The organism is Streptomyces purpurogeneiscleroticus, assembly GCF_020024005.1.
In the GTDB taxonomy this organism is placed as follows: domain Bacteria; phylum Actinomycetota; class Actinomycetes; order Streptomycetales; family Streptomycetaceae; genus Streptomyces; species Streptomyces purpurogeneiscleroticus.
Genome location: NZ_NHSG01000350.1, coordinates 34163 through 59565, shown reverse-complemented (window position 1 = coordinate 59565; position 25403 = coordinate 34163). Strand labels below are relative to the sequence as shown.

The window sequence follows — 25403 nt, the reverse complement described above, 5'->3', positions numbered from 1 at the left end:
CCCGGCGCAGCCCCTCCCCCCGCGCGCCACTCCCGTACGACGCCCGGGCGTACCGCGCCCGGGGGCGGGTCCGCCTCGCGGGGCACCGGGTCGTAGCCGCACAGGGCCTCTTCCGCGGCGCCGGCGGCCAGGCCGGTGAGGACGACGCGGCCGTCGTCGCAGACCAGGACCGTGCGCGGGGTGATGTTGCGGTGCGTCCAGCCGTGCGCGTGCAGCGTGCGCAGCGCGGTGAGGACGTCGGCGGCGATCTCCGCCGCGCGGTGCGGGGACAGCGTGCGGTCGGCGAGCAGCGCCGCGAGCGGCCGGGCCGGGATCAGTTCGCTGACGATCCACAAGCTGCCGTCCTGCGCGAAGACGTCGAAAACCTGGTCGAGCCGAGGATGGTCCGGGACGCGCGCGGCAGCCGTCGCGGCCTCCAGGGCGCGCCGCACCACGGGATCGGACGGATCGCGGTCGGCCCGCGCGCCCCCGCCCGAGCCGAAGCCGGCCCCGGAGCCGGCAGTCGTACGCCGCCCACGGCCCCCGGCGCCCGTGTCGTACTCGTCGACCAGCTCCGCGTCCACGACCTCCGGGAGCGGCACCTGACGGACCAGCACTTCCTGCCCGCTGCGCGTGTCCAGCGCGCGGGTCAGGAGCGGCTCGGGCGCGTCCGGCGGGGGCGCAGGAAGGCGGTAGCGCTCGGCGAGCACTCGCCCCGCGTACTCGTCCACGACGCCTCCCCAGTGCGCGCGATACCCGCGGCCAACCGCTGGACCGTTTCTACCCCCCGGCACAGCGGTCCGTGGTCGGTTCCAGTCGCAATACTGCCGAAATGCGGCCGCGTACGGTCTATGTGAGGCCACGATACGTGTCCCGGGTCCGCCTGGGGACTGCTCGGCGCAACAGCACTCACCCGCTCCGGTGGCTTTCTGCCACCGGAGCGGGCGGAATGATCAGTCCCTCATACGGACGCGGGGGACAGCAGTTGCCCGGGGGCCGACATCAGCCCGCTGCCCCGAAGGCCGGCGCCGCGCCACTGGGAGCGCAGGCCGTCACCCGTAGGCCGGCGCCCCGCCGCCCCGTAGACCGGCCCTCTTCCCGACGGCCGTCGGCCCTTGCCCCCGAAGGCCGTCGCCCCTTCGCCCCCGAAGGCCCTCAGTCCTTCACCTCGAACGTGCGGAACGCCGTCTCCCGGAGCTGGCGGCACTCCTTGTCCGGCCAGGTCCCGGCCTTGCAGGTGATCATGATGGCGTAGCCGTGGTCGCCGTCGACCTTGAAGCCACGGTTCAGTATGCGCATCTTCTGGCCGCGCTGCTCACGGGTGAACGACCAGTCGGCGACGGTCGGGTAGTCCCGCCAGTCGGCCTTCTTGATGCCGATGAGGTGGTAGCCGGAGCTGCTGCCGCGCACCGCGGGCTCCAGGCCGCGCCAGGCCGCGACGGCGTCGTCGCTCGGCTTGGCGTTGAAGTCGACCTGAATGCGCGGGAAGCCCCCGGAGGCGCTGTAGATGCCGCCCGAGTTCTGGCCCGCCGTCCCGGTCTGCTTCCAGCCCTCCGGCATCGCCATCGTGAAGTGGAACCGGCCGTTGGAGATCTTCTTGAAGCCGTCCGGGAGAGCGTCGCCGTCCTTGTCGTCGCTCTTCTCCTCGTCGCCCTTGTCGTCGTTCGCGTCGTCCTCGGGCGGCGCGCTCGACTGCTCGGCCTGCGCCCCCTCGCTGGCCTGCGGGCTCGCGTTGCGCTCGCCCTGCGGCTCGTCGGAGGCGGGGGCCGCGCCGGCGCTCGGCCCGCTCCCCTGGGCCGTGCCCTTGCCCGGGGTGTCGTCCCCGGCGGTCAGCGCGAAGGCCAGCACCGTACCGAGGACCGCGAGGACGGCGACCACCGCGACGATGACGAGCGTGCGCTTCGGTACGACGTCGGTCAGCGAGGCACGGGTCGTGCCCGGCACCGCCTGACCGGACGCGGGTGTGCCGTCCGGCTTCGGCGCGGAGCGGGCGGCCGAGGCGGCCGCCGCCGCGCTGCGTACGGACTTCAGGGCGCCGCGCATCCGCTCCCTGGCCGGCTCGGCGGCCGCGCCTGCGGTGGCGGCGGAGGGTCTTGGCGGCGCCGCGGGCTCCGGCGGCAGGGCCGGCAGCGCCATCATGCGGGTGGCCTCGGCGGGCTTCTCGGCCGGCTCGGGGCCGGTGTCCTCGGGCGCGTTGACCGCGGCCGTCAGCAGCGCGCGGGCGGCCTCGTCGCTCAGCCGCCCCGCCGGGTCCTTCACCAGCAGCCCGTAGATGACCTCTTCGAGGCCGCCGGCGCTCTTGGGCGGGTCCACCGGCTCGGTCATCACCGCGGTCAGGGTGGCGATCGCGGAGCCCTTGTCGTACGGGGGCACGCCCTCGACGCAGGCGTACAGCAGGCCGCCCAGCGACCACAGGTCGGACGGCGGGCCGGGCTTCTGGCCGCGGGCCCGCTCCGGGGAGATGTACGAGGGCGCGCCGACGAGCATGCCGGTGGAGGTGACCGAGGGGTCGCCCTCGACCTGGGCGATGCCGAAGTCCGTGAGCACCACCCGGCCGTCGTCGGCGATCAGGACGTTGGACGGCTTCACGTCGCGGTGCAGGATGCCCTCACGGTGCGCGGCGCGCAGCACGTCCAGGACGGCGAGGCCGACCTCGGCGGCGCGGCGCGGGGTGAGCGCGCCGTCGTCGCGGATGACCTCGGCGAGCGAGCGGCCCTCGACCAGTTCCATGACGATCCACGGGCGGTCGTCCTCGTCGACCACATCGTAGACCGTGACCGCGCCGTGGTTGCGGATCCTGGCGATCGCCTTCGCCTCGCGCAGCGTGCGGGTGATCAGGCGGCGCTTCTCGTCCTCCTCGACCCCGCCCGGGAAGCGCAGTTCCTTGACCGCGACCGTGCGGCCCAGGACCTCGTCCCGGGCCCGCCAGACCGTGCCCATCCCGCCCCGGCCGAGGACATCGCCCAGCCGGTAACGGCCGGCGAGCAGCCTGCCCGTCTCGCCGTCCTTGGCGTCCTCGTCGCCCACTGAATCCCCTCTGCAATCCAGCCGAGTTGGCAACCGCAACACCAAACTGCCCCAACTCGGACAACCCACCCTGGCAGAGCCTTCATTCTCCCTCATCCGCGGCGACGGGGAAGGCCCGGGGCCAGGAGGAGTACGCGTTGGGCACCCGTCATGATGGGCCCGACACCGGGAGTCCCGATTGACCTTGCGATCCGTGAATTTTAGCCGCGCGGCGGCGCTGACGGCTGCCTTCTGCGTGCTGCTCACGGCCGGATGCGCCGCCCGTGACCGCGCTCCGGCGCACTCTGCGGCGGCGGATGCGCCCGGCGCGCGCCGCTCCGCAACAGGTGCGCCGGGCCCCGGTACGGGCACGCCACCGCCCGCGGCCCGTACGCCGCGCCCCGATGCGCGGCCCTCGCCGTCCGACCGGCACGCGCCGCCCCGCACTCCGAGTACGCCGCGCAAGCCCGGCCCCCCGAAGGGCACGGCGCACGAGCCGAAGCCCGCGACCGCGCGGGCGGTCCGCGCGCTGGCCGACGGGGACACGCCGGGCGCCGCGGCACTGACGACCCGTGACGGCCGGTCGTACGCCTCGCGTTTCGCGGCAGCGGGCGTGGCCGACCTGCGGACCGACCGGCCCATCACGCCCGCCGACCACTTCCGCGCCGGCAGCCTCACCAAGACCTTCATCGCCACGGTCGTGCTGCAGCTGACCGCCGAGGACCGGCTCTCCCTGGACGACACCGTCGGCCGGCTGCTGCCCGGCCTCGCCCCCGGCGCCACGGACCCGCGCGACGTCACCGTCCGCGAACTGCTGGACCACACCAGCGGCCTGTACAACTACACCGCCGACCCGGAGCTGTCGCGGGAGCTGCACGGCGCCGGCTTCACCGCCCACCGGTACGACACCTACACCCCGGAACAGCTGCTGCTGACGGCGCTGGCCCATCCGGCGGAGAACGCCCCCGGCACCCGGTACGCGTACTCCAACACCAACTACCTCGTACTGGGGCAGATCATCGAGGCGGTGACCGGGCATTCGTACGCCGAGGAGGCCGGGCGCCGGATCATCGCGCCGCTGGGGCTGTCGGGCACGTCCTTCCCGGGGACCGACCCGCGGCTGCCGCGGCCGTACGGGCGCGGGTACTCGCAGGTGGGCGAGGAGCGCGTGGACAGTACGACGCTCGATCCCAGCCGGGCGGGCGCGGCGGGCGAGCTGGTCACGACGCTCGGCGACCTGAATCGTTTCTTCGCGGCGCTGCTCGGCGGCCGGCTGCTGCCGCCCCGTCAGCTCGCCCAGATGCGGGACGAAAAGGACACGAACGGGGTGTACGGGCTGGGCCTCTACGGAACGCGGCTGCCGTGCGGCGTGACCGTATGGGGCCACGACGGGGACATCAACGGCTCGTACGCGCAGACCGCGGCCACCGAGGACGGCCGGCACGTGCTGACGCTGCGGCTGAACACGGACCAGCCGGACGCGCCCCAGCGGATACACGCCCTGCTGACGGCGGAATTCTGCCCGCGGGCCCCGGAGACTCGGGAGGCCCCGGGGACTCAGGAGGCCCCGGAGACTCCGGGGGCGTGACGCCGCACGTACCGGCGCCACGCCCCCACCTCTACAGCGACCGCTGCCGCTACCGCGACACGATGTCCGGCGCCCCCAGCCGCGCCGCGTCCGCCGTCAGGTCGTCCGGCTGCCGCTGGGACTCCCGCTCGGCCTCGACCCGCTTCTCGTAGTGCTCGATCTCCCGGTCGACCTGGTCCTGGTCCCAGCCCAGCGCGGGCGCCATCAGCTCGGCGACCTCGCGGGCGCTGCGGGTGCCCCGGTCGAAGGTCTCGATGGAGATCCGGGTGCGCCGCGTCAGCACGTCGTCGAGGTGGCGGGCGCCCTCGTGGGTGCAGGCGTAGACGACCTCGGCGCGGAGATAGTCGTCGGCGGCCGCCAGCGGCGCGCCGAGTGACGGGTCGTCGGTGATCAGCTCCAGTACTTCCTCCGCCATCGAGCCGTAGCGGTTCAGCAGATGCTCTATACGGGCGACGTGCAGGCCGGTGCGCGCCGCGATGTGCGCCCGCGCGTTCCACAGCGCCTTGTAGCCCTCCGCGCCCACCAGTGGCACGTCCTCGGTCACACAGTCCGCGACCCTCTGGTCCAGCCCGTGCACCGCCTCGTCCACCGCGTCCTTGGCCATCACCCGGTACGTCGTGTACTTGCCGCCCGCGACCACGACCAGGCCCGGCACCGGGTGCGCGACGGTGTGCTCGCGCGACAGCTTGCTCGTCGCGTCCGACTCACCGGCCAGCAGCGGCCGCAGCCCCGCGTACACACCTTCCACGTCGTCCCTGGTCAACGGGGTGGAGAGCACGGAGTTGACGTGTTCGAGGAGGTAGTCGATGTCGGCGCTGGAGGCGGCGGGGTGCGCCTTGTCCAGGTCCCAGTCGGTGTCGGTGGTGCCGATGATCCAGTGCCGTCCCCAGGGGATGACGAACAGCACGCTCTTCTCCGTGCGCAGGATCAGCCCGGTCGTGGAGTGGATGCGGTCCTTCGGTACGACCAGGTGGATGCCCTTGGAGGCGCGGACGTGGAACTGGCCGCGCTCGTTGATCAGCCCCTGGGTGTCGTCGGTCCACACGCCCGTGGCGTTGACGATCTGCCGGGCGCGCACCTCGTACTCGCCGCCGGCCTCCACGTCCTGCACCCGCGCGCCGACCACCCGCTCGCCCTCGCGCAGAAAGCCGACGACCCGCGCGCGGTTGGCCGCGAGCGCCCCATAAGCGGCGGCGGTGCGCACGATGGTGGCGACATACCGCGCGTCATCCATCTGCGCGTCGTAGTACTGCAACGCGCCGACCAGTGCGTCCTTCTTCAGGCAGGGCGCGACACGCAGCGCCCGCGAACGGGTGAGATGCCGGTGGGCCGGCAGCCCGCGGCCGTGCCCCGAGGAGAGCGACATCGCGTCGTACATCGCCACGCCCGTGCCGGCGTACCAGCGCTCCCAGCCCTTGTGCTGGAGGGGATAGAGGAAGGGCACCGGCTTCACCAGATGCGGCGCGATCCGCTCCAGCAGCAGCCCGCGTTCCTTCAGCGCTTCCCGTACGAGCGCGAAGTCCAGCATCTCCAGATAGCGCAGCCCTCCGTGGATCAGCTTGCTGGAGCGCGATGACGTGCCCGATGCCCAGTCCCGCGCCTCGACCAGGCCCGTGGACAGTCCGCGCGTCACCGCGTCCAGTGCGGTGCCGGCGCCGACGACGCCGCCGCCGATGACCAGCACGTCCAGCTCGCGTTCCGCCATCCGTGCCAGTGCTCCGGCGCGCTCGGCCGGTCCCAGTGTCGCTGTCCTCACCACTGCCTCCCGCTTCGGTCGGTGCTGTGATCGGTGCCACACCCCGTTGTTGATTCTGTCCGGAGGCGGCCCGGCCAGCCACCCTCCGCACGCTTACCGGTCGGGAAGACGCCACTCCGCACCCTTGATCCGCCAATCCCCATTCTGGGTCAAATGTCGGCTTAGTCTACTTATGCGCTACCTGGAATCGCTCGGGAAGGACGGCCAGAATGCCCGCAGACCTCGCCGTCATCGGACTCGGCCACATCGGCCTCCCCCTCGCCCAGGCCGCCGTCGCCGCCGGCCTCGGCACCCTCGGCTACACCCCCGGACCGCACACCGCCGCCGGCCTCGGCGCCGACGGCCCGCTCTCCCCCACCGAAGTGCGCCGGCTGCTCACCGCTGGCTTCCGCACCACCACCGACCCCGCAGTGCTCGGCAGGGTCCGCACGGCCGTCATCTGCGCCCCCACCCCGCTCGGCGAGGACCGCGCCCTGGACCTGCGCGCGGTGGCCGAGGCCGCCCGCACCCTCGCCGCACATCTGCGCCCCCACACCACGGTGATCCTGGAGTCCACGGGGTACCCCGGTACCACCGAGGAATTCCTCCGTCCGCTCCTGGAAGCGGGTTCGGGGCTCACCGCGGGACGCGACTTCCACCTCGCCTGCTCCCCCGCCCGGTACGACCCCGGCAACCGCCGCTACGGCCACGCCAACACCCCGAAGGTCATCGGCGGCCTCACCCCCGCCTGCACCGAAGCGGCCGCCGCCTTCTACGGCCGGCTCACCGACAAGGTCGTCCGCGCCCGCGGCCCCAAGGAGGCGGAGACCTCCGGACTTCTGGAGACCAACTACCGGCACGTCAATATCGCCCTGATGAACGAGATGGCCGTCCTCTGCCACGACATCGGCGTGGACCTCTGGGACGTCATCCGCTGCTCCGAGACCAAGCCCTTCGGCTTCCAGGCGTTCCGCCCCGGCCCCGGCGTCGGCGGCCACGCCGCCCCCATCGACCCCAACTGCCTCGCCCACAAGGGCCGCTCCCCCGGCTACCCGCTCCGCATGGTCGAACTCGCCCAGGAGGTCAACGGCCGGATGCCCCGGTACGTCATCCAGCGCTGCGCCACCCTCCTGAACGAGCACGGCAAATCGGCGCGCGGCGCGCGCGTGCTGCTGCTGGGGGTGACGTACAAGCCGGACATCGGCGACGAGGAGGGCTCACCGGCCCGCGAGATCGCCTCCCGCCTCCTGGAGCTGGGCGCCCATCTGACGTACCACGACCCGTACGTCTCCCAGTGGCAGGTACTGGGCCGCCCGGTCCCGCGCGCGGACTCGCTGTACGAGGCCGCCTCTGCCGCGGACCTCACGCTGCTGCTCCAGCACCACCGCACGTACGACCTCCAGGGCCTGGCCGTGAAGGCCCAGCTGCTGCTGGACACGCGCGGCGCGACCCCGACGGGCGCGGCCCACCGCCTGTAACGCGAAGGGGCCCCGCCGCGCCGGCAGGGCCCCTTGCACACGAAGTACCGGGACTACGCGCGGACGGTCACCTCGACCCGCTGGAACTCCTTCAGGTCGGAGTAGCCGGTCGTGGCCATCGCCCGGCGCAGCGCGCCGAAGAAGTTCATCGAGCCGTCCGTGGTGTGCGACGGGCCGTGCAGCACCTCCTCGGTCGTGCCGACCGTGCCGAGGTCCATGCGCTTGCCACGCGGCACGTCCTCGTGGACGGCCTCCATGCCCCAGTGGTGGCCGCGGCCGGGCGCGTCGGTGGCGCGGGCCAGCGGGGAGCCCATCATCACGGCGTCGGCACCGCAGGCGATGGCCTTGGGCAGGTCACCGGACCAGCCCACGCCGCCGTCGGCGATGACGTGCACGTACCGGCCGCCGGACTCGTCCATGTAGTCACGGCGCGCGGCCGCGACGTCCGCGACGGCGGTGGCCATCGGGACCTGGATGCCCAGGACGTTACGGGTGGTGTGCGCGGCGCCGCCGCCGAAGCCCACCAGCACACCGGCCGCGCCGGTGCGCATCAGGTGCAGGGCCGCGGTGTAGGTCGCGCAGCCGCCGACGATGACCGGGACGTCGAGCTCGTAGATGAACTGCTTGAGGTTCAGCGGCTCGGCGGCGGAGGAGACGTGCTCGGCGGAGACGGTGGTGCCGCGGATCACGAAGATGTCCACGCCCGCGTCCACGACGGCCTTGGAGAACTGGGCGGTGCGCTGCGGGGAGAGCGCGGCGGCGGTGACCACGCCGGAGTCGCGCACCTCCTTGATGCGCTGGCCGATCAGCTCTTCCTTGATCGGGGCCGCGTAGATCTCCTGCAGGCGGCGGGTCGCGGTGGCCTCGTCCAGCTCGGCGATCTCCGCGAGCAGCGGCTCCGGGTCCTCGTACCGGGTCCACAGGCCCTCGAGGTTGAGCACGCCCAGGCCGCCCAGCTCACCGATGCGGATGGCGGTCTGCGGCGAGACGACGGAGTCCATCGGGGCGGCCAGGAACGGCAGCTCGAAACGGTAGGCGTCGATCTGCCAGGCGATCGAGACCTCCTTCGGGTCGCGGGTCCGCCGACTCGGTACGACGGCGATGTCGTCGAAGGCGTACGCCCGGCGGCCGCGCTTGCCGCGCCCGATTTCGATCTCAGTCACTATGTGGCCTTTCGCTTACTTCGCGGCTTCGTCTGCCGATTCCAGTATCCCCGACGTGCCGGAGCCCGCGGACGGGTGTCCGCGGGCTCTCCCAGCGCTTCGTATCGCCGCTGGTCAGCGGGCGTTGTAGTTCGGCGCCTCGACCGTCATCTGGATGTCGTGCGGGTGGCTCTCCTTCAGGCCCGCCGAGGTGATCCGGACGAACCGGCCCTTCTCCTGGAGCTCCGGGACGGTCCGGCCGCCGACGTAGAACATCGACTGGCGCAGGCCGCCGGCGAGCTGGTGGACGACCGAGGAGAGCGGGCCGCGGTACGGGACCTGGCCCTCGATGCCCTCGGGCACCAGCTTCTCGTCGGAGGCGACGCCCTCCTGGAAGTACCGGTCCTTGGAGAAGGACTTGCGGTCGCCGCGGGTCTGCATCGCGCCGAGCGAACCCATGCCGCGGTACGACTTGAACTGCTTGCCGTTGATGAACATCAGCTCGCCCGGGGACTCCTCGCAGCCGGCGAGGAGGGAGCCGAGCATGACCGTGTCGGCGCCCGCGACCAGCGCCTTCGCGATGTCACCGGAGTACTGGAGGCCACCGTCGCCGATGACCGGGACGCCCGCCGCCTTGGCCGCGAGCGACGCCTCGTAGATCGCGGTGACCTGCGGGACGCCGATGCCGGCGACGACGCGGGTGGTGCAGATGGAGCCGGGGCCGACGCCGACCTTGATGCCGTCCACGCCGGCGTCGATGAGCGCCTGGGCGCCGTCGCGGGTGGCGACGTTGCCGCCGACGACGTCGACGGAGGAGTTCGACTTGATCTTGGCGACCATCTCGCCGACCAGCCGGGAGTGGCCGTGCGCGGTGTCCACGACGATGAAGTCCACACCGGACTCGATCAGCGCCTGGGCCCGCTCGTACGCGTCGCCCGCGACGCCCACGGCCGCGCCGACCAGCAGCCGGCCCTCGGAGTCCTTGGCCGCGTTCGGGTACTGCTCGGCCTTCACGAAGTCCTTGACCGTGATCAGGCCCTTGAGGACGCCCGAGTCGTCGACCAGCGGCAGCTTCTCGATCTTGTGGCGGCGCAGCAGCTCCATGGCGTCCACGCCGGAGATCCCGACCTTGCCCGTGACCAGCGGCATCGGCGTCATGACGTCACGCACCTGGCGGCCGCGGTCGGTCTCGAAGGCCATGTCGCGGTTGGTGACGATGCCGAGCAGCTTGCCCGCCGCGTCGGTCACCGGGACACCGCTGATACGGAAGCGCGCGCACAGCTCATCGGCCTCGGCCAGGGTCGCGTCCGGGTTGACCGTGATCGGGTCCGTGACCATGCCGGACTCGGAGCGCTTGACGAGGTCGACCTGGTTGGCCTGGTCCTCGATGGAGAGATTGCGGTGCAGCACGCCGACGCCGCCCTGACGGGCCATGGCGATGGCCATCCGGGCCTCGGTGACCTTGTCCATCGCCGCGGACAGCAGCGGGACGTTCACCCGGACGTTCTTCGAGATGTACGAGGAGGTGTCGATCTGGTCGGGCGCCATGTCCGAGGCGCCCGGCAGGAGGAGCACATCGTCGTAGGTCAGCCCGAGTGTCGCGAATTTTCCGGGGACTCCGTCGACGTTGGTCATGACACCTTCCCAATGGCCTTGATCAGTGCGGATGTCCATGCTAACGGGAATGGCCGGTGTCCCATTCCACGAGCAAGATCACCCGCGTTCTTTGTGCGTTCACACGGACGGAGCAGGGCGTGCGGCGGCCCGCCCCGCTCCGCTGTACGAGAGGAGGCGGCGGCTACTGCTCGGCGAGCGCCCGCAGCCGGCTGAGCGCGCGGTGCTGTGCGACCCGCACGGCCCCCGGCGACATCCCCAGCATCTGCCCGGTCTCCTCCGCCGTCAGCCCGACCGCGACCCGCAGCAGCACCAGCTCCCGTTGGTTCTCCGGCAGGCTGGCCAGCAGCTTCTTGGCCCACTCCGCGTCACTGCTGAGCAGCGCCCGCTCCTCGGGCCCGAGCGAATCGTCCGGCTGCTCCGGCATCTCGTCCGAGGGCACGGCCGTGCTGCCGGGGCCGCGCATGGCGGCCCGCTGCAGGTCGGCGACTTTGTGCCCGGCGATGGCGAAGACGAACGCCTCGAACGGCTTGCCGGTGTCCCGGTACCGCGGCAGCGCGCAGAGCACCGCCACGCAGACCTCCTGCGCGAGGTCCTCGACGAAGTGGCGAGCGTCACCCGGCAACCGCGACAGCCGCGTACGGCAGTAGCGCAGTGCAAGCGGGTGCACGTGCGCGAGGAGGTCGTGCGTGGCCTGCCGGTCCCCCTCGACGGCACGTGCGACGAGCCCGCCGATCTCCTGGGTCCCGTCCTCGCGCATCGGTCCATGGTGCCTTGGTGCCGCGCGGTTCGCGGCATCGCCCCCGTAGTTGTGCACCGAAGTGTTATGCGTCGGTGTGCCAGCACTCACGTCCCACGCCTCCCCCTTTCGGGTGTTGCCCATGCCGGACCCGAGACGTCGCCCATGGCGTTCTTCGGCACCGTGGGGCACCGGGCAGGGCATGTCCGTCATGAGGTCTCTTCTGGCCGAGTGAGAAGCCCCGGCCCTTGGAGCCGGGGAGGAGTCACACCTCAAGCATGCGGCATCGCGTGAGGTTTCGGCGCCGGACGTCGGCACAACGGGGCCGTGGCACGCGCCACCCCGACGGGAGGGCGCACGCCGCGGCCCCGCTGTGCCCTCGCGGCCAACTGCTCAGCGGACCAGGCCCCAGCGGAAGCCGAGCGCCACCGCGTGTGCGCGGTCGGAGGCGCCGAGCTTCTTGAAGAGACGCCGGGCGTGCGTCTTGACCGTGTCCTCGGATAGGAAGAGCTCGCGCCCGATCTCGGCGTTGGAGCGGCCGTGGCTCATGCCCTCCAGCACCTGGATCTCCCGCGCGGTGAGCGTCGGCGCGGCGCCCATCTCGGCGGACCGCAGCCGGCGCGGGGCGAGGCGCCAGGTCGGGTCGGCGAGCGCCTGGGTGACCGTCGCGCGCAGCTCGGCGCGCGAGGCGTCCTTGTGCAGATAGCCGCGGGCGCCGGCGGCGACGGCGAGCGCCACCCCGTCGAGATCCTCGGCGACGGTGAGCATGATGATCCGGGCGCCCGGGTCGGCGGACAGCAGCCGGCGCACGGTCTCGACGCCGCCGAGGCCGGGCATCCGTACGTCCATCAGAATCAGGTCCGAGCGATCGGCACCCCAGCGGCGGAGGACTTCCTCGCCGTTGGCCGCGGTCGTCACGCGCTCGACGCCGGGGACGGTCGCAACCGCCCGACGGAGCGCCTCTCGGGCAAGCGGGGAGTCGTCGCAGACGAGGACGGAAGTCATGGCCGTCCTCCGCAGCTGATGCGCGTCACGTTGTGCCTCCAGGCTGGTACGTATCGTCACCTGTGCGATTGACGGCCTCGGACACCTGCCCGGGGAGTCCCTCTGTCAACCGCTTCCGCACTCTCAACGACGGTCACCCGAAAGAGTTACGGGCTGAGGAGCCGTTTTCGACACTCTATGTGAGGGGCCGGACACGCAGCAGCAAGACCCGCGCCCCCTGCCGCTCCACTTCCTCTCGCGAGGGCGCTATGCCCTGTTTGGTGGCTTTTCTTCCGTTTGCTAGTTATCTGGGGCAAGATTCGAGATGAGTCATATTTACATCTGCTTAGACGGTAGATGTACGGTCTTGAACAGGAGCCCGTACCGCCACGCTTCGAGGGGACTAGCAATGGCAGATTTCTCCCGCCTTCCGGGCCCGAACGCGGACCTCTGGGACTGGCAGCTGCTCGCCGCCTGCCGCGGCGTGGACAGTTCGCTCTTCTTTCACCCCGAGGGCGAACGCGGCGCGGCCCGCAGCGCGCGCGAGACGTCCGCGAAAGAGGTCTGCATGCGCTGCCCTGTACGCGCCGAATGCGCGGCCCACGCCCTTGCCGTCCGTGAGCCGTACGGCGTGTGGGGAGGACTGACCGAGGACGAACGGGAAGAGCTGATGGGCCGGGCCCGGCACCGTCTGGTACCGGCCGGCGGCTCGAATCCCGCGACACTGACCAGAGGTTGAATGCCGTACACCCGAACAGGCGTAACGTTTCTGCGCCGCTACGGCAGCGGGCCGTGGCGCGGCGTCCGGTACGGCCGGTACCGCCGGGAGAGCGGTGCCGGTGAGGTTCAGCGGCGGCCCGCGGCCGCCAGCTGATCGAGCATGGCCGCCACCGCCGGTACCTGTGCCAGGTCCGGCAGCGTGAGCGCCACGATCTCGCGCTGCACCACCGGCTCCAGCCGGATCGTGCGCGCCCCCTTGGGCCGTACCGAGGCGAGCGCCAGCTCCGGGAGCGCGGCGACGCCCAGACCCGCGCCCACCAGCCCGATCACCGCCGGGTAGTCATCGGTGGCGAAGTCGATGCGCGGCGTGAAACCGGCGCGCTCGCACACCGTGACCAGGTGGCGGCGACAGCGCGGGCAGCCCGCGATCCACGGCTCCTCCGCCAGCTCGGCGAAGCCCGCCTTCGCTTCGTCGGCGAGCCGGTGCTCCTCGGGCACCAGCCCCACCAGCCGGTCGCTCAGTACGGGGCGTACGACCAGGTCGTCCCACTCGGACTCGGCGGCCGGGTCGGCGCCCGGCACCTCCGGGTACCGGAAGGCCAGCGCGATCTCGCAGTCGCCGCCGCGCAGCATCTCGATGGAGCGCGGCGGCTCCGCCTCGTCCAGCGAGACCGCCGTACCGGGGTGCGCGGCCCGCATCGCGGCCAGCGCGGTCGGCACCAGCGTGGAGCTGCCCGAGGGGAAGGACACCAGCCGGACCCGTCCGGCGCGCAGTCCGGCGATCGCCGCGACCTCCTCCTCGGCGGCGGTCAGCCCGGCGAGGATGCCGGCGGCGTGCCGCACGAGGGCCTGACCTGCCTCGGTGAGCCGCATCTCGCGGCCGGCACGGATGATCAGCGGCGTGCCCGCCGACTGTTCGAGCGCCTTCATCTGCTGGGAGACGGCGGGCTGGGTGCAGCCGAGCTCGCGGGCGGCGGCGGAGAACGAACCGGTCCGCGCGACGGCGCGCAGCACGCGGAGATGACGGGCCTCGATCATGTCTTAAGCATAAGCACCACTTGGGGCGAGCTCGGATAATTCACTCGCTGCTTTGCCGCGCCACGCGCCGTCACCGTCCGCCTCACCGCCCGCCTCACCGCCTCCGTACGACGGTCCCGACCGCGGAACATTCGGCGCGAACCCCACCATGAGTGGGCCGGATGTGAGCGGTTCCCCGTGCCGATAGCGTTCTCTTATGACGACTGCATTGGTCACGGGAGCTACAGCGGGGATCGGGGCGGCGTTCGCGCGCCGGCTGGCGGCCGACGGACACAACCTGGTGCTGGTGGCCCGTAACGAGGAAAAGCTGCGCGAACACGCGGCCGAGCTGCACGACCGGCACGGCATCGAGGCCGGTGTGCTGGTCGCCGATCTGGCGACGGAGGAGGGCATCGCGGCCGTCGAGGAACGGCTCTCGGACAGCAGGAACCCGGTGGACCTGCTGGTCAACAACGCGGGCTTCGGCAACAAGGGCGAGTTCCTCGAAGTACCCATGGCCGACGAGCTGACCATGCTGAAGGTGCACTGCGAGGCGGTGCTGCGGCTGACCTCGGCGGCGGTCAAGGGGATGCGCGAGCGGCGGCGCGGCGGCGTGGTCAACGTCGCCTCGGTCGCGGCCTTCGTGCCGCGCGGCACGTACGGCGCGAGCAAGGCGTGGGTCGTGCAGTTCACCCAGGGCGCGGCGCGTGACCTGGCGGGGAGCGGGGTGCGGCTGATGGCCCTGTGCCCGGGATTCGTCCGTACCGAGTTCCACGAGCGGGCCGGGATGGGCACGGACAACATCCCCGGCTGGATGTGGCTGGACGCGGACAACCTGGTGGACGCCGCGATGAAGGACCTGGCCCGCGGCCGCTCCCTCTCCATCCCCGACCCGCGCTACAAGGCCCTGATGGGCGTCGTGAAGCTCGCCCCGCGCAACCTCCTGGGCGGCGTCACGTCCCGGACGGGACGGAAGTACGGGCCGCAGTAGCCCGCGCGCGATCGAAAAGCGACGGGCCCGGTATCTCCTGAGAGACACCGGGCCCATTCGTACCGCAACCACCGCTTGAGTTACCCCCGCGGCGCGCAACCAGGTCCGCGAGAGCGGCGGCGGTTTAGCCGCAAAATCAGTGCGCGTGGCCGTGGCCGTGGCCGTGGCCGGCCTCGGCCTCTTCCTCGGCCGGCTTCTCGACGACCAGGGTTTCGGTCGTGAGGAGCAGGGAGGCGATGGAGGCGGCGTTCTCCAGGGCGGAGCGGGTGACCTTGACCGGGTCGATGACGCCGGCCTTCACCAGGTCGCCGTACTCGCCGGTCGCGGCGTTGAAGCCCTGGCCCTTGTCGAGCTCGGCGACCTTGGAGGTGATGACGTAGCCCTCGAGACCGGCGTTCTCGGCGATCCAGCGCAGCGGCTCGACCGCGGCGCGGCGGACGACGGCGACACCGGTGGCCTCGTCGCCCTCCTTGCCGAGGTTGCCCTCGAGCACCTTGACGGCGTGGACCAGAGCGGAGCCACCACCGGAGACGATGCCCTCCTCGACCGCGGCGCGGGTCGCGGAGATGGCGTCCTCCAGACGGTGCTTCTTCTCCTTGAGCTCGACCTCGGTGGCCGCACCCACGCGGATGACGCAGACGCCACCGGCGAGCTTGGCGAGGCGCTCCTGGAGCTTCTCGCGGTCCCAGTCCGAGTCGGTGGACTCGATCTCGGCCTTGATCTGGTTGACGCGGCCCTGCACGTCCTCGGAGTTGCCGCCACCGTCGACGATGGTGGTGTCGTCCTTGGTGACGGTCACGCGGCGGGCGGTGCCCAGCACGTCCAGACCGGCCTGGTCGAGCTTGAGGCCGACCTCCTCGGCGATGACGGTCGCACCGGTGAGGGTGGCCATGTCGCCGAGCATCGCCTTGCGGCGGTCACCGAAGCCGGGGGCCTTCACGGCGACGGCGTTGAAGGTGCCGCGGATCTTGTTCACGACCAGGGTCGACAGGGCCTCGCCCTCGACGTCCTCGGCGATGATCAGCAGCGGCTTGGAGCCACCGGCCTGGATGACCTTCTCCAGCAGCGGCAGCAGGTCCTGGATCGAGCCGATCTTGCCCTGGTGGATCAGGATGTACGGGTCCTCGAGGACGGCCTCCATCCGCTCCTGGTCGGTGACCATGTACGGGGAGAGGTAGCCCTTGTCGAAGGCCATGCCCTCGGTGAAGTCGAGCTCCAGGCCGAAGGTGTTGGACTCCTCGACGGTGATGACACCGTCCTTGCCGACCTTGTCCATCGCCTCGGCGATGAGCTCACCGACCTGCTTGTCCTGGGCGGACAGGCCGGCCACGGCGGCGATGTCCTCCTTGGAGTCGATCGGGCTGGCGATCGCGAGGAGGTCGTCGGACACGGCCTTGACGGCGGCGTCGATGCCCTTCTTCAGGGCGGCCGGGGAGGCGCCGGCGGCGACGTTGCGCAGGCCCTCGCGGACCAGCGCCTGGGCCAGGACGGTGGCGGTGGTGGTGCCGTCACCAGCGATGTCGTTGGTCTTGGTCGCCACCTCCTTCACCAGCTGGGCGCCGAGGTTCTCGTACGGGTCGTCGACCTCGACCTCGCGCGCGATGGTGACACCGTCGTTGGTGATGGTCGGGGCGCCGAACTTCTTGTCGATGACGACGTTGCGGCCCTTGGGGCCGATCGTCACCTTGACCGTGTCGGCAAGCTTGTTGACGCCGCGCTCGAGGGCGCGACGGGCGTCCTCGTCGAACTTCAGAATCTTCGCCATGAGTTACGTGTCCTTAGTCGTACTCTCAACGAAATGCGCCCCTGCCCCGGGTGGTGAGACGCGGGAACCAGGGGCGCAGATCAGAACAGCTGGGGTGAAGCGTCGGCCTGGGAAATCCCAGGTCCCCGGCTTACTTCTCGACGATCGCGAGAACGTCGCGGGCCGAGAGGACGAGGTACTCCTCGCCGTTGTACTTCACCTCGGTGCCGCCGTACTTGCTGTAGAGCACGACGTCGCCGACGGAAACGTCGAGCGGAAGACGGTTACCGTCCTCGAAGCGGCCCGGGCCCACGGCCAGGACAACGCCCTCCTGGGGCTTCTCCTTGGCGGTGTCCGGAATGACCAGGCCCGAAGCCGTGGTCTGCTCGGCGTCGAGCGGCTGGACCACAATGCGGTCCTCGAGCGGCTTGATGGCAACCTTGGAGCTGGCGGTCGTCACGATCCGACCTCCCCCTTCGGAGATCTCACGGGGTTAACTGTCTGAGGTGGCGACCAGGTGGATCCGTCGTCGCGGGTGCCGGACCTGCCCGTCGCGCGTAGCTTTCGCTCGCTCCCCGGGCATGCGCCCGGTCGGCTCGCTGGTTGGCACTCTCCAACGGGGAGTGCCAGCGCCGAGACTATGACGCGGTTAGCACTCGGTCAAGCGGAGTGCCAACGTGGCTTCGAAAGAGATCCGTGACCTGTCGGTCAGCAGTTCCGTGACCTGCCCCAGAATGGGCCGGGTGAACCCTCTCGACTCCTTCTCCGCGCTGCTCACCGACGAGGGCCGGGCGCTGCTGGCCGGTCTGCGCGACCACGACCCCGCCCAGGAACTCGCCACCGCCACCCGGCTGCGCCGCGAGCACCCGGCCGAGCTGGTCTCCGCGGCCCTCGGGCAGGCCCGGCTGCGGCAGCGGGCGGTCGCGAAGTTCGGCGCCGAGGACGCGTACCGGATGTTCTTCACCCCGAACGGCGTCGAGCAGTCCACCCGCCGCACCGTCGCCGTCCACCGCGCCGCCCGCCTCGCGGAACTGGGCGTACGCAGCGTCGCCGACCTGTGCTGCGGCATCGGCGGCGACGCGATCGCGTACGCCCGGGCGGGCATCCGCGTCCTGGCGGTGGACCGCGACCCGCTGACCGCGGAGGTGGCCCGCGCGAACGCCGAGGCGCTGGGGCTCGCGGACCTCATCGAGGTGCGCTGCGAGGACGTCACGGAGACAGACACTGCCGCGTACGACGCGGTGTTCGTGGACCCGGCGCGGCGGGGTGGCCGCGGCCGCATTTTCGACCCCGAGGCGTACTCCCCGCCGCTCTCCTGGGCGGTCGAGGCGGCCCGCAAGGCCCCGCGCGCCGCACTGAAGATCGCGCCCGGCATCCCGCACGAGGCGATCCCCGAGGACGCCGCCGCGGAGTGGATCTCGGACGGCGGCGACGTGAAGGAGGCCGTGCTCTGGTTCGGCACGGAGCCCGGCGCGATGCGGGCGACCCTGCTGCCCTCGGGCGCCTCGCTCAGCACCACGGCCCCGCTCCCCGACCCGTCCGTGCGCCCGGTGGGCCGCTACCTCTACGAGCCGGACGGCGCCGTCATCCGCGCGCACCTGGTCGCGGAGGTCGCGGCCGAGCTCGGCGGCGGCCTGATCGACGAGACCATCGCGTACATCACCGCCGACGAGCTGCGCCCCACCCCGTACGCCGCCGCCTACGAGATCACCGACGAGCTGCCCTTCAACCTGAAGAAGCTCAAGGCACTCCTTCGGGAACGCGAGATCGGCGTGCTGACGGTCAAGAAGCGCGGCTCCGCCGTCGAACCGGAGGAGATCCGCCGCAAGGTGAAGCTCCGCGGCCCGAACTCCGCCACGGTCCTCCTCACCCGCGTCGCGGGCGCCCCGACGATGCTGGTCGGGGCGCCGGCGTCGCCGCCCGTCGGCGACTGATCACGAGTACAGGTTGTCCTTGCTGACCTCGTGCACGTGATCGTGACCGTGGTGGTGGGAGTGCGGGACGCCGTGCCGGTGCTCGTGGCCCGGGGCCGGGACGTGCGGCTCGGTGACCGGGAGGGAGGAGTCGGCGGACAGCTCCCAGGCGGAGTGCGGGCGGTTCCGGGCGACCATCTCGGCGCCCAGGGCCGCGACCATCGCGCCGTTGTCCGTGCACAGCTTCGGGCGCGGCACGCGCAGCGTGATGCCCGCGTCCTCGCAGCGCCGCTCGGCCATCGCGCGCAGCCGGGAGTTGGCCGCGACGCCGCCGCCGATCATCAGGTGGTCCACGCCGTGGTCCTTGCAGGCCCGGACGGCCTTCCGCGTCAGCACGTCCACGACGGCCTCCTGGAAGGACGCGGAGACGTCCGCCACCGGCACCTCCTCGCCCGCTGCCCGCTTGGCCTCGATCCAGCGGGCCACGGCGGTCTTCAGGCCGGAGAAGGAGAAGTCGTACTTCGGGTCGCGGGAGCCGGTCAGGCCGCGCGGGAACGCGATCGCGTCCGGGTCGCCCTCGCGGGCCATCCGGTCGATGACCGGGCCGCCGGGGAAGCCGAGGTTCAGCACCCGGGCGACCTTGTCGAACGCCTCGCCCGCCGCGTCGTCGATCGTCGAGCCCAGCGGCCGCACGTCGGAGGTGATGTCCGGCGCGAGCAGCAGCGAGGAGTGGCCGCCGGAGACCAGCAGGGCCATCGTCGGCTCGGGCAGCGCGCCGTGTTCGAGCTGGTCGACGCAGATGTGCGAGGCGAGGTGGTTGACGCCGTACAGCGGCTTGCCGAGGGCGTACGCGTACGCCTTGGCCGCCGAGGTGCCGACGAGGAGGGCGCCGGCGAGGCCGGGACCGGCCGTGACCGCGATGCCGTCCAGGTCGGAGGCGGCGACGCCGGCCTCCTTCAGGGCGCGCTGGATCGTGGGGACCATGGCCTCCAGGTGGGCGCGGGAGGCGACCTCGGGGACGACGCCGCCGAAGCGGGCGTGTTCGTCGACGCTGGAGGCGATCGCGTCGGCCAGGAGGGTGTGGCCGCGGACGATGCCGACACCGGTTTCGTCGCAGGAGGTCTCGATGCCGAGGACGAGCGGTTCGTCAGCCATTGATCGGTGTTCCTTGTACGAGGGATTCGGTGGTGTAGCGCATGACCAGGGCGTCGACGTTGCCCGGCTGGTAGTAGCCGCGGCGGAAGCCGATGGGCTCGAAGCCGAAGCGTTCGTAGAGCCGCTGGGCCCGGTGGTTGTCGACGCGTACTTCGAGGAGCACTTCGTGGCACTCGAAGGTGTGGGCGGCGGTGAGCAGGTCGGTCAGCAGCCGGCCGCCGAGCCCGGAGCCCCACTGGTCGCGCGCGGTGGCGATGGTCTGGACGTCGCCGGTGCCGTCCACGGCGGCGAGGCCGCCGTAGCCGACGAGCCGGCCGTCCCGCTCGGCGACGGTGTAGTGCCGGTTGGCGCCGGGCCCGCGGGCGTGTGCCAGCTCGGACCAGAACATGCCCCGGGACCAGGCGTCCTCGGGGAACAGCTCTTCCTCCAGCGCCAGCACCGGCTCGATGTCCCACCAGCGCATCTCGCGCAGCGTGGCGGCCGGCGCGCCCGGGAGCGTGGTCCCGGGCCGGCCGGCGGGCTGGTCGGCGTGGGCGGTCACTTGGGAGTGACCACCTTGTAGTTGGCGGGCACCTGGGCGTCGGGGCGGCGCAGGTACAGCGGCCGCGGCGGCAGCAGCGTCTCGCCGCGGGCCAGCTTCTCGGCGGCGAGCGTGCCGAGGGCGGCCGCCGACTGGTACTCGGGCCCGTCCGTGCGTACGCCGTCGAACGTGTCGGCGTACAGGATCGCGCCCGCGCCCACGGCCGGCACCCCGGCGACCTGCTCGGCGATGTCGGCCGGGCGGTCGACGGCGGGCTCGGTCTCCCGTGTACGGAAGTCCGCGTAGCGGGCCCAGTAGACCTCCTTGCGGCGCGCGTCCGTGGCGACCACGAACGGCTCCTCGATTCCGGAGGCGTACGCGAGGCCGTCCAGCGTGCACAGGCCGTGCACGGGCACGTCCAGGGCAGCGCCGAAGGTGGCGGCGGTGACCAGGCCGACGCGCAGTCCCGTGTACGGACCGGGGCCGACGCCGACGACGATGTCCGTGACCGCGTCGAGCTTCACGCCGGCCTGAGCCAGCACCCGGTCGACGGCGGGCAGCAGCAGTTCGCCGTGGCGGCGCGCGTCCACCTCGCGCGCCTCGGCGAGCACGCGGGGAACGGCCGGACCGCCGTCGGGGACGGGGTCGCAGCTGAGCAGGGCGGCGGAAACGGCGGGGGTCGCGGTGTCAAGGGCAAGCAGCAGCACGCCCTCAAGACTACGGCGCGGCGGACACCGCCCTGCCGGGTACCGCGCTCGCCGGTACGCTGCGTGCGGGGACTTCGGACTTCTGACGCGTACGGACCGTACGGAAAGGTGGCACGGCGGTGGCCGCTAGGAGCAGCTCGATCGTGACGGCTCTCACTGTGGCCGCGCTGGCCGCGGTCGGCTTCCTGGCCTTCCAGGCATCGGCGGACGCCACCGGCGAGCTGGTGCCGGTCCGCTCGGCCAAGGGCGGCCCCGTGGCCTCGCCCGCGCCGTCGGGGCACCCCGCGCCCAAGGAGTCGGCGAAGGAGAAGGAGCGGCGCAGGACCGCGGTGCCGGCGCACTCCGGGACGGGCCAGCGGGTGGTGTACGCGCTGGACGCCCGGCGGGTGTGGCTGGTCGGCCCGAAGAACCAGGTCCTGCGGACGTACGAGGTCGTGCCGAGCGCGGTCAGCCCGGCGCCGGGGGCCTACACGGTGACCACGCGCTCCGCGAGCGTGACCGGTTCCGACGGCATTCCGATCGAGAATGTCGTGCGGTTCGCGACGGTCGACAACGTCGTGGTCGGCTTCAGCGCGGCGGTCGACGGCTCGATGCCGCAGCCGGGCACGCAGCAGAAGCAGAAGACGGGCGGCATCCGCGAGAAGCGGGCCGACGGCGCGGCGATGTGGAAGTTCGCGACGATCGGCAAGAAGGTCGTCGTCGTTCCGTAGCGCGCACGCGGGCCGCCCGCACCCGTACGGCGCAGCGCACGGACGCGGAATTAGGAATCACTCGTACGGGCTACGGGGTGTCGCGGCGGCCGGTGGACGGCTCCTGAGGCGCGTGGGAGCGGGCTCCGGAGCGCGTGGGAGCGGGCCTCTGGGGCGCGCCCGCCCTTGCGGTTTCCCTGTGCTGCCCGTGCTGCCCTACGCCGCGTCGCGGCCGCTGTTCGGCAGGTGGGTGTCCTCGGTCACGGGCTCGGTGCGGGCCTCCGTGGCGGCCGGCACCTCGGGGGCCGGGGCTTCCGGGGGCGTGGAGACCGCGTTGGCGGCCGCACAGGACGCCAGGAGCTCGTTCATCGTCGGCCCGGGGCCGTCCTCGCGCCGGAACGGAGACGGTTCGCTGTCGTCGCGGCGGGCCGCCGCGGCGAGGGACTGGTGGGCCGACATGGATGCCTCCCGGGAATCCTGGGGCGAGCGGGCATGGTTAGGTAGACCTAACCGGCTCTCTTCTTCCATGTGACCACGCCCGGTACCGCCGACGCAACATCTTCCCGACGGCTTGTCGGAAACTACGGATGCCGCGGACCGGGCAGGTCCTGCCCGGTCGCCCCCGGCGCCTCTCCCGTCAGACCTCCTGCAGCAGGCTCAGGTCGCAGCCCGCCCAGCGCTCGCCCACTCCGGTGACGGTGACCTCGCGGACGTCGTCCTCGGCGTCGCCCGCGGCCGCCTCCGCGCCCACGGTGCGCGCGATGACCACGTGCAGCCGGTCCTCGGACAGCTCCTCGACCTTGCCCTCGCCCCACTCCACGACCACCACCGACTCCGGCAGCGAGACGTCGAGGTCGAGGTCCTCCATCTCGTCCAGGCCGCCGCCGAGCCGGTACGCGTCCACGTGCACCAGCGGCGGGCCGACGTGCAGCGAGGGGTGCACCCGGGCGATGACGAAGGTCGGCGAGGTGACGGCGCCCCGTACGCCCAGGCCCTCGCCCAGGCCACGGGTCAGCGTCGTCTTCCCGGCGCCGAGCTCGCCGCTCAGCAGCACCAGGTCACCCGGGCGCAGCAGGCCGGCGAGCCGGCGGCCCAGCTCCTGCATCCGGTCCGGAGTCTTGACGGTTACCTGCGTGATGGCGTCGGTGGTGCTCATGCCGCCGATGGTACGAGCCCTCGCACCCCACGCGCGCCACCGTGGGCCGCTCGCCCTCAAGCCCGGGCCGGCCGCCAGCTCCGGGCCTCCATGGCCGCGCGTTCCACCAGGGTCGTCAGGTGGTCGTTGACCAGTTCCGGGTGTTCCAGCATGACCAGGTGGCCGCCGTCCGGTACGCAGATCAATTCCGCGGCCGGGAGGAGTTCGCCGATCGTGCGGCTGTGCTCGGGCGGCGTGATCAGGTCGCGGTCGCCGGCCAGTACGAGGGCCGGTACGCCGTCGTAGGCCGCCAGCGCGACCGTCTTGTCGTGCACCGCGAACGCCGGGAAGAACTCCGCGACGACGTCGATGGGCGTCGATTCGATGAGGCGTTCGGCGAAGCGGGCGACGCCGGGGTCCACGTCCTTCGGCGCGCCGAAGGAGTACCGCTTCACCAGGCCCGCGAAGAGGTCGGCGGTGGCCCGGCGGCCCTTCTCGACCAGCTCGCTCTGCGCGCCCAGCGCCTTCAGCACGCCGGGCGCGAAGCGGTGGAACGCCTTCACGCCCAGCGACGGCAGCCCGAAGGCGACCTCGCTCAGCCGCCCGGCCGACGTGCCGATCAGGCCGACGCCCACCACACGCTCGGCGACGAACTCCGGGAACTGGTCGGCGAGCGCCATCACCGTCATGCCGCCCATGGAGTGCCCGACCAGCACGATCGGCCCCTCCGGGACCGCGGCGTCCAGTACCGCCCTCAGGTCCCGGCCCAGCATGTCGATGGTGACCGGATCGGTGCCCTCGATCTGCGCGTGGCCGCGGGCCGAGCGGCCGTGGCTGCGCTGGTCCCAGTGGACGCTGCGGACCCTGCCGCGCAGCGCGGCCCGCTGGAAGTGCCAGGCGTCCTGGGTGAGGCAGTAGCCGTGGCAGAAGACGACGGTGGGGGCCGCGGAGCGTCGCCCCAGGGCCCCCAGCAGGCGCTTGCGGCGGGCCCCCGGGGTCTCGCCGTCCGGCCGGTCGTCGGCCTCGTCGATCTCGTAGTACAGCGCGGTGCCGTCGTCCGCGTACGCCGTGCCCGGTGTGCCGCGCAGCGACCCGTACGGGCCCGCCGAGTCCAGCGCCATCCGTGCCTTGCGGCGCATGCCCCGGCCGACCGTCAGCCGCTCCAGCGCCACCCCGGTGGCCGCGCCCGCGGCGACCACGCCGATCGCGGCGCCCGCGATGCCCGCGTGCCGTCCCGCCCGGGCCCAGCTGCTCACGGTCTCCGCCGCTCCGGCGGCGGCCCCGGCCATGTCCGGTACCCCCCGTGTGCCTTCACTCATGTCCCGTCCCCCGTTCTGTCGTGCTCAGGGACATTTCCGTGCTCATCGACATAGACGCGCGGCACCCGGCTTCCGATCCGCGTGACGATCTCGTACGCGATGGTTCCCGTGGCCTGCGCCCAGTCCTCGGCCGTCGGCTCGCCGCGGTCGCCCGGTCCGAAGAGCACCGCCTCGTCCCCCACCGTGGCTGATTCCCCGCCCAGGTCGACCACGAACTGGTCCATCGCGACCCGTCCGGCGATCGTCCGCCACTTGCCGGCGACCAGCACCGGGCCGACGCCGGAGGCGTGCCGCGGGACGCCGTCGGCGTAGCCCAGCGGGACCAGCGCGAGGGTGGTGTCGCCGGGCGTCGTGTAGTGGTGCCCGTACGAGACGCCGTGGCCGCCCGGTACGTGCTTGACCGACGCCAGCGAGGCGGAGAGCGTCATGACCGGCCGCAGCCCGAAGTCGGCGGGCGTGCCGACCTCGGGGCTCGGCGAGATGCCGTAGATGCCGATACCGGCGCGTACCAGGTCGAAGTGCGCGTCGGGGAGGGTGAGCAGGCCCGGGGTGTTGCAGATGTGCCGGACCTCGGGCGCGAGGCCCGCCGCCTCCGCCGTCGCGAGCGCGTCGCGGAAGACGGCGAGCTGGGCGGCGATCGAGGGGTGGCCGGGCTCGTCGGCGCACGCGAAGTGCGACCAGACGCCGGTGACCTTGATCAGGCCGTCCCGCTCGGCGTCCCGGGCGGCCGCGGTGAGCTCGGCCCATTCGGCCGGCTGGCAGCCGTTGCGCCCCAGCCCCGTGTCGATCTTGAGCTGGACCCGGGCGGTGCGGCCGGTGGCGTGCGCGGCGTGGGAGACCTCGTGCAGCGCCCACAGGCCGCTCACGGACACGTCGATGTCCAGCATGACGGCCTTCCGCCAGGGGCCGCCCGGCGTCCACAGCCACGCCATGAGGCGGCCGGTGTCGCCCGCCTCGCGCAGCTGGAACGCCTCCTCGGGGAGCGCGGTGCCCAGCCACTCGGCGCCCGCCTCGCGGGCCGCCGCCGCGCACTGCAGCGCGCCGTGGCCGTAGCCGTCGGACTTCACCACGGCCATCAGCTGCGCACCTGAAGCACGCACCTTGAGGGCGCGCACATTCGACCTCAGGGCGGTGAGGTCGATGGCGGCCCGGGCGCGCGTTGCTCTCTCAGTCATCGCCTTCAGTGTCTCAGGCGCCGCTCCGGCGCAGCCGTCGACCGCCTTATGAG

23 protein-coding genes are annotated in these 25403 nt (G+C 72.3%); 6 read left to right on the top strand and 17 right to left on the bottom strand.

Going from position 1 to position 25403, the window contains the following annotated elements:
- Together CCS38_RS23845 and CCS38_RS23840 are read right to left on the bottom strand one after the other, a co-directional pair.
- Nucleotides 1-710: protein kinase domain-containing protein (locus CCS38_RS23845; RefSeq protein ID WP_223735337.1), on the bottom strand; the 710-nt coding region annotated here is incomplete at its 3' end.
- A gap of 424 nt (nt 711-1134) precedes the next feature.
- The gene (locus tag CCS38_RS23840; protein WP_223735336.1) at nt 1135-3006 is read right to left on the bottom strand and encodes a serine/threonine-protein kinase; all 1872 of its coding nucleotides are present in this window, start codon (nt 3004-3006) and stop codon (nt 1135-1137) included.
- A gap of 193 nt (nt 3007-3199) precedes the next feature.
- Here CCS38_RS23840 and CCS38_RS23835 point away from each other — a divergent pair, with 193 nt between their 5' ends.
- Nucleotides 3200-4573 (top strand): serine hydrolase domain-containing protein, encoded by a 1374-nt coding sequence (locus tag CCS38_RS23835; RefSeq protein WP_223735335.1) that lies wholly within the window; start codon nt 3200-3202, stop codon nt 4571-4573.
- Nucleotides 4574-4622: 49 nt separating this feature from the next.
- Here CCS38_RS23835 and CCS38_RS23830 read toward each other — a convergent pair whose 3' ends face one another.
- A complete protein-coding gene (locus CCS38_RS23830) occupies nt 4623-6329 on the bottom strand; it encodes a glycerol-3-phosphate dehydrogenase/oxidase (RefSeq protein ID WP_223735334.1) in 1707 nt (568 codons plus the stop codon).
- A gap of 209 nt (nt 6330-6538) precedes the next feature.
- Here CCS38_RS23830 and CCS38_RS23825 point away from each other — a divergent pair, with 209 nt between their 5' ends.
- Nucleotides 6539-7786 carry a nucleotide sugar dehydrogenase gene (locus CCS38_RS23825; protein ID WP_223735333.1) on the top strand — a complete coding sequence of 416 codons (1248 nt, stop codon included), beginning with the start codon at nt 6539-6541 and terminating at the stop codon, nt 7784-7786.
- 53 nt (nt 7787-7839) lie between these two features.
- Here CCS38_RS23825 and CCS38_RS23820 read toward each other — a convergent pair whose 3' ends face one another.
- From CCS38_RS23820 to CCS38_RS23805, 4 genes are all read right to left on the bottom strand, one after another.
- Nucleotides 7840-8949, bottom strand: a complete 1110-nt coding sequence (locus CCS38_RS23820; protein WP_030262970.1) for a GuaB3 family IMP dehydrogenase-related protein — start codon at nt 8947-8949, stop codon at nt 7840-7842.
- A gap of 114 nt (nt 8950-9063) precedes the next feature.
- Nucleotides 9064-10563: an IMP dehydrogenase gene (guaB, locus tag CCS38_RS23815; protein ID WP_223735332.1), complete on the bottom strand. Its 1500-nt coding sequence runs from the start codon at nt 10561-10563 to the stop codon at nt 9064-9066.
- 163 nt (nt 10564-10726) lie between these two features.
- A complete protein-coding gene (locus CCS38_RS23810) occupies nt 10727-11302 on the bottom strand; it encodes a sigma-70 family RNA polymerase sigma factor (protein WP_030262963.1) in 576 nt (191 codons plus the stop codon).
- A 372-nt stretch (nt 11303-11674) separates the two neighbouring features.
- Nucleotides 11675-12286, bottom strand: a complete 612-nt coding sequence (locus tag CCS38_RS23805; protein WP_003948568.1) for a response regulator transcription factor — start codon at nt 12284-12286, stop codon at nt 11675-11677.
- A 388-nt stretch (nt 12287-12674) separates the two neighbouring features.
- Here CCS38_RS23805 and CCS38_RS23800 point away from each other — a divergent pair, with 388 nt between their 5' ends.
- The gene (locus CCS38_RS23800; RefSeq protein WP_223735331.1) at nt 12675-13004 is read left to right on the top strand and encodes a WhiB family transcriptional regulator; all 330 of its coding nucleotides are present in this window, start codon (nt 12675-12677) and stop codon (nt 13002-13004) included.
- A gap of 107 nt (nt 13005-13111) precedes the next feature.
- On the opposite strand, the gene CCS38_RS23795 is transcribed toward CCS38_RS23800, so the two are convergent.
- Nucleotides 13112-14023, bottom strand: coding sequence for a LysR family transcriptional regulator (locus CCS38_RS23795; RefSeq protein ID WP_223735330.1), 912 nt, complete (start codon nt 14021-14023; stop codon nt 13112-13114).
- Between the two features lie 196 nt (nt 14024-14219).
- On the opposite strand from CCS38_RS23795, the gene CCS38_RS23790 reads away from it, so the two are divergent.
- Entirely contained in the window at nt 14220-14993 is a 774-nt protein-coding gene (locus CCS38_RS23790) for an SDR family NAD(P)-dependent oxidoreductase (RefSeq protein WP_223735329.1), read from the top strand.
- A gap of 136 nt (nt 14994-15129) precedes the next feature.
- Here the strand turns inward: CCS38_RS23790 and groL are convergent, their stop codons facing one another.
- Together groL and groES are read right to left on the bottom strand one after the other, a co-directional pair.
- On the bottom strand, nt 15130-16758 hold the full coding sequence (groL, locus tag CCS38_RS23785) for a chaperonin GroEL (RefSeq protein ID WP_223735328.1): 1629 nt from the start codon (nt 16756-16758) through the stop codon (nt 15130-15132).
- A 130-nt stretch (nt 16759-16888) separates the two neighbouring features.
- On the bottom strand, nt 16889-17197 hold the full coding sequence (groES, locus tag CCS38_RS23780; protein ID WP_019329594.1) for a co-chaperone GroES: 309 nt from the start codon (nt 17195-17197) through the stop codon (nt 16889-16891).
- Nucleotides 17198-17471: 274 nt separating this feature from the next.
- Between groES and CCS38_RS23775 the strand changes: the two genes are divergently transcribed.
- Nucleotides 17472-18671, top strand: coding sequence for a THUMP-like domain-containing protein (locus CCS38_RS23775; protein ID WP_372457138.1), 1200 nt, complete (start codon nt 17472-17474; stop codon nt 18669-18671).
- Here the strand turns inward: CCS38_RS23775 and tsaD are convergent, their stop codons facing one another.
- The 3 genes from tsaD to tsaB form a co-directional block, all read right to left on the bottom strand.
- Nucleotides 18672-19805, bottom strand: coding sequence for a tRNA (adenosine(37)-N6)-threonylcarbamoyltransferase complex transferase subunit TsaD (gene tsaD, locus CCS38_RS23770; protein WP_223735326.1), 1134 nt, complete (start codon nt 19803-19805; stop codon nt 18672-18674).
- Complete coding sequence (rimI, locus tag CCS38_RS23765; protein ID WP_037799185.1) at nt 19798-20268, bottom strand: ribosomal protein S18-alanine N-acetyltransferase; 471 nt, start codon at nt 20266-20268, stop codon at nt 19798-19800. The genes tsaD and rimI overlap by 8 nt, the downstream gene beginning before the upstream one ends.
- A gap of 74 nt (nt 20269-20342) precedes the next feature.
- Entirely contained in the window at nt 20343-21032 is a 690-nt protein-coding gene (gene tsaB / locus CCS38_RS23760) for a tRNA (adenosine(37)-N6)-threonylcarbamoyltransferase complex dimerization subunit type 1 TsaB (protein WP_223735325.1), read from the bottom strand.
- A 119-nt stretch (nt 21033-21151) separates the two neighbouring features.
- Here tsaB and CCS38_RS23755 point away from each other — a divergent pair, with 119 nt between their 5' ends.
- Nucleotides 21152-21742 carry a hypothetical protein gene (locus tag CCS38_RS23755; protein ID WP_223735324.1) on the top strand — a complete coding sequence of 197 codons (591 nt, stop codon included), beginning with the start codon at nt 21152-21154 and terminating at the stop codon, nt 21740-21742.
- A gap of 195 nt (nt 21743-21937) precedes the next feature.
- On the opposite strand, the gene CCS38_RS23750 is transcribed toward CCS38_RS23755, so the two are convergent.
- The 4 genes from CCS38_RS23750 to alr form a co-directional block, all read right to left on the bottom strand.
- Nucleotides 21938-22180 carry a hypothetical protein gene (locus tag CCS38_RS23750; protein WP_223735323.1) on the bottom strand — a complete coding sequence of 81 codons (243 nt, stop codon included), beginning with the start codon at nt 22178-22180 and terminating at the stop codon, nt 21938-21940.
- Nucleotides 22181-22358: 178 nt separating this feature from the next.
- On the bottom strand, nt 22359-22877 hold the full coding sequence (tsaE, locus tag CCS38_RS23745) for a tRNA (adenosine(37)-N6)-threonylcarbamoyltransferase complex ATPase subunit type 1 TsaE (protein WP_223735322.1): 519 nt from the start codon (nt 22875-22877) through the stop codon (nt 22359-22361).
- A gap of 56 nt (nt 22878-22933) precedes the next feature.
- Nucleotides 22934-24175, bottom strand: coding sequence for an alpha/beta fold hydrolase (locus CCS38_RS23740; protein WP_223735321.1), 1242 nt, complete (start codon nt 24173-24175; stop codon nt 22934-22936).
- Complete coding sequence (gene alr, locus CCS38_RS23735; protein ID WP_223735320.1) at nt 24172-25350, bottom strand: alanine racemase; 1179 nt, start codon at nt 25348-25350, stop codon at nt 24172-24174. The genes CCS38_RS23740 and alr overlap by 4 nt, the downstream gene beginning before the upstream one ends.
- Nucleotides 25351-25403: the final 53 nt, after the last annotated feature.

Excerpts from the sequence above, each read along its gene's own strand:
- tsaE (WP_223735322.1), bottom strand. The coding sequence starts at position 22,877 with ATGAGCACCACCGACGCCATCACGCAGGTAACCGTCAAGACTCCGGAC.
- CCS38_RS23800 (WP_223735331.1), top strand. The coding sequence starts at position 12,675 with ATGGCAGATTTCTCCCGCCTTCCGGGCCCGAACGCGGACCTCTGGGAC.
- groL (WP_223735328.1), bottom strand. The coding sequence starts at position 16,758 with ATGGCGAAGATTCTGAAGTTCGACGAGGACGCCCGTCGCGCCCTCGAG.
- CCS38_RS23790 (WP_223735329.1), top strand. The coding sequence starts at position 14,220 with ATGACGACTGCATTGGTCACGGGAGCTACAGCGGGGATCGGGGCGGCG.
- alr (WP_223735320.1), bottom strand. The coding sequence starts at position 25,350 with ATGACTGAGAGAGCAACGCGCGCCCGGGCCGCCATCGACCTCACCGCC.
- tsaD (WP_223735326.1), bottom strand. The coding sequence starts at position 19,805 with ATGGCTGACGAACCGCTCGTCCTCGGCATCGAGACCTCCTGCGACGAA.
- CCS38_RS23775 (WP_372457138.1), top strand. The coding sequence starts at position 17,472 with ATGGGCCGGGTGAACCCTCTCGACTCCTTCTCCGCGCTGCTCACCGAC.
- rimI (WP_037799185.1), bottom strand. The coding sequence starts at position 20,268 with ATGCGCTGGTGGGACATCGAGCCGGTGCTGGCGCTGGAGGAAGAGCTG.
- CCS38_RS23810 (WP_030262963.1), bottom strand. The coding sequence starts at position 11,302 with ATGCGCGAGGACGGGACCCAGGAGATCGGCGGGCTCGTCGCACGTGCC.
- CCS38_RS23795 (WP_223735330.1), bottom strand. The coding sequence starts at position 14,023 with ATGATCGAGGCCCGTCATCTCCGCGTGCTGCGCGCCGTCGCGCGGACC.
- CCS38_RS23750 (WP_223735323.1), bottom strand. The coding sequence starts at position 22,180 with ATGTCGGCCCACCAGTCCCTCGCCGCGGCGGCCCGCCGCGACGACAGC.
- CCS38_RS23825 (WP_223735333.1), top strand. The coding sequence starts at position 6,539 with ATGCCCGCAGACCTCGCCGTCATCGGACTCGGCCACATCGGCCTCCCC.
- CCS38_RS23740 (WP_223735321.1), bottom strand. The coding sequence starts at position 24,175 with ATGAGTGAAGGCACACGGGGGGTACCGGACATGGCCGGGGCCGCCGCC.
- CCS38_RS23805 (WP_003948568.1), bottom strand. The coding sequence starts at position 12,286 with ATGACTTCCGTCCTCGTCTGCGACGACTCCCCGCTTGCCCGAGAGGCG.
- guaB (WP_223735332.1), bottom strand. The coding sequence starts at position 10,563 with ATGACCAACGTCGACGGAGTCCCCGGAAAATTCGCGACACTCGGGCTG.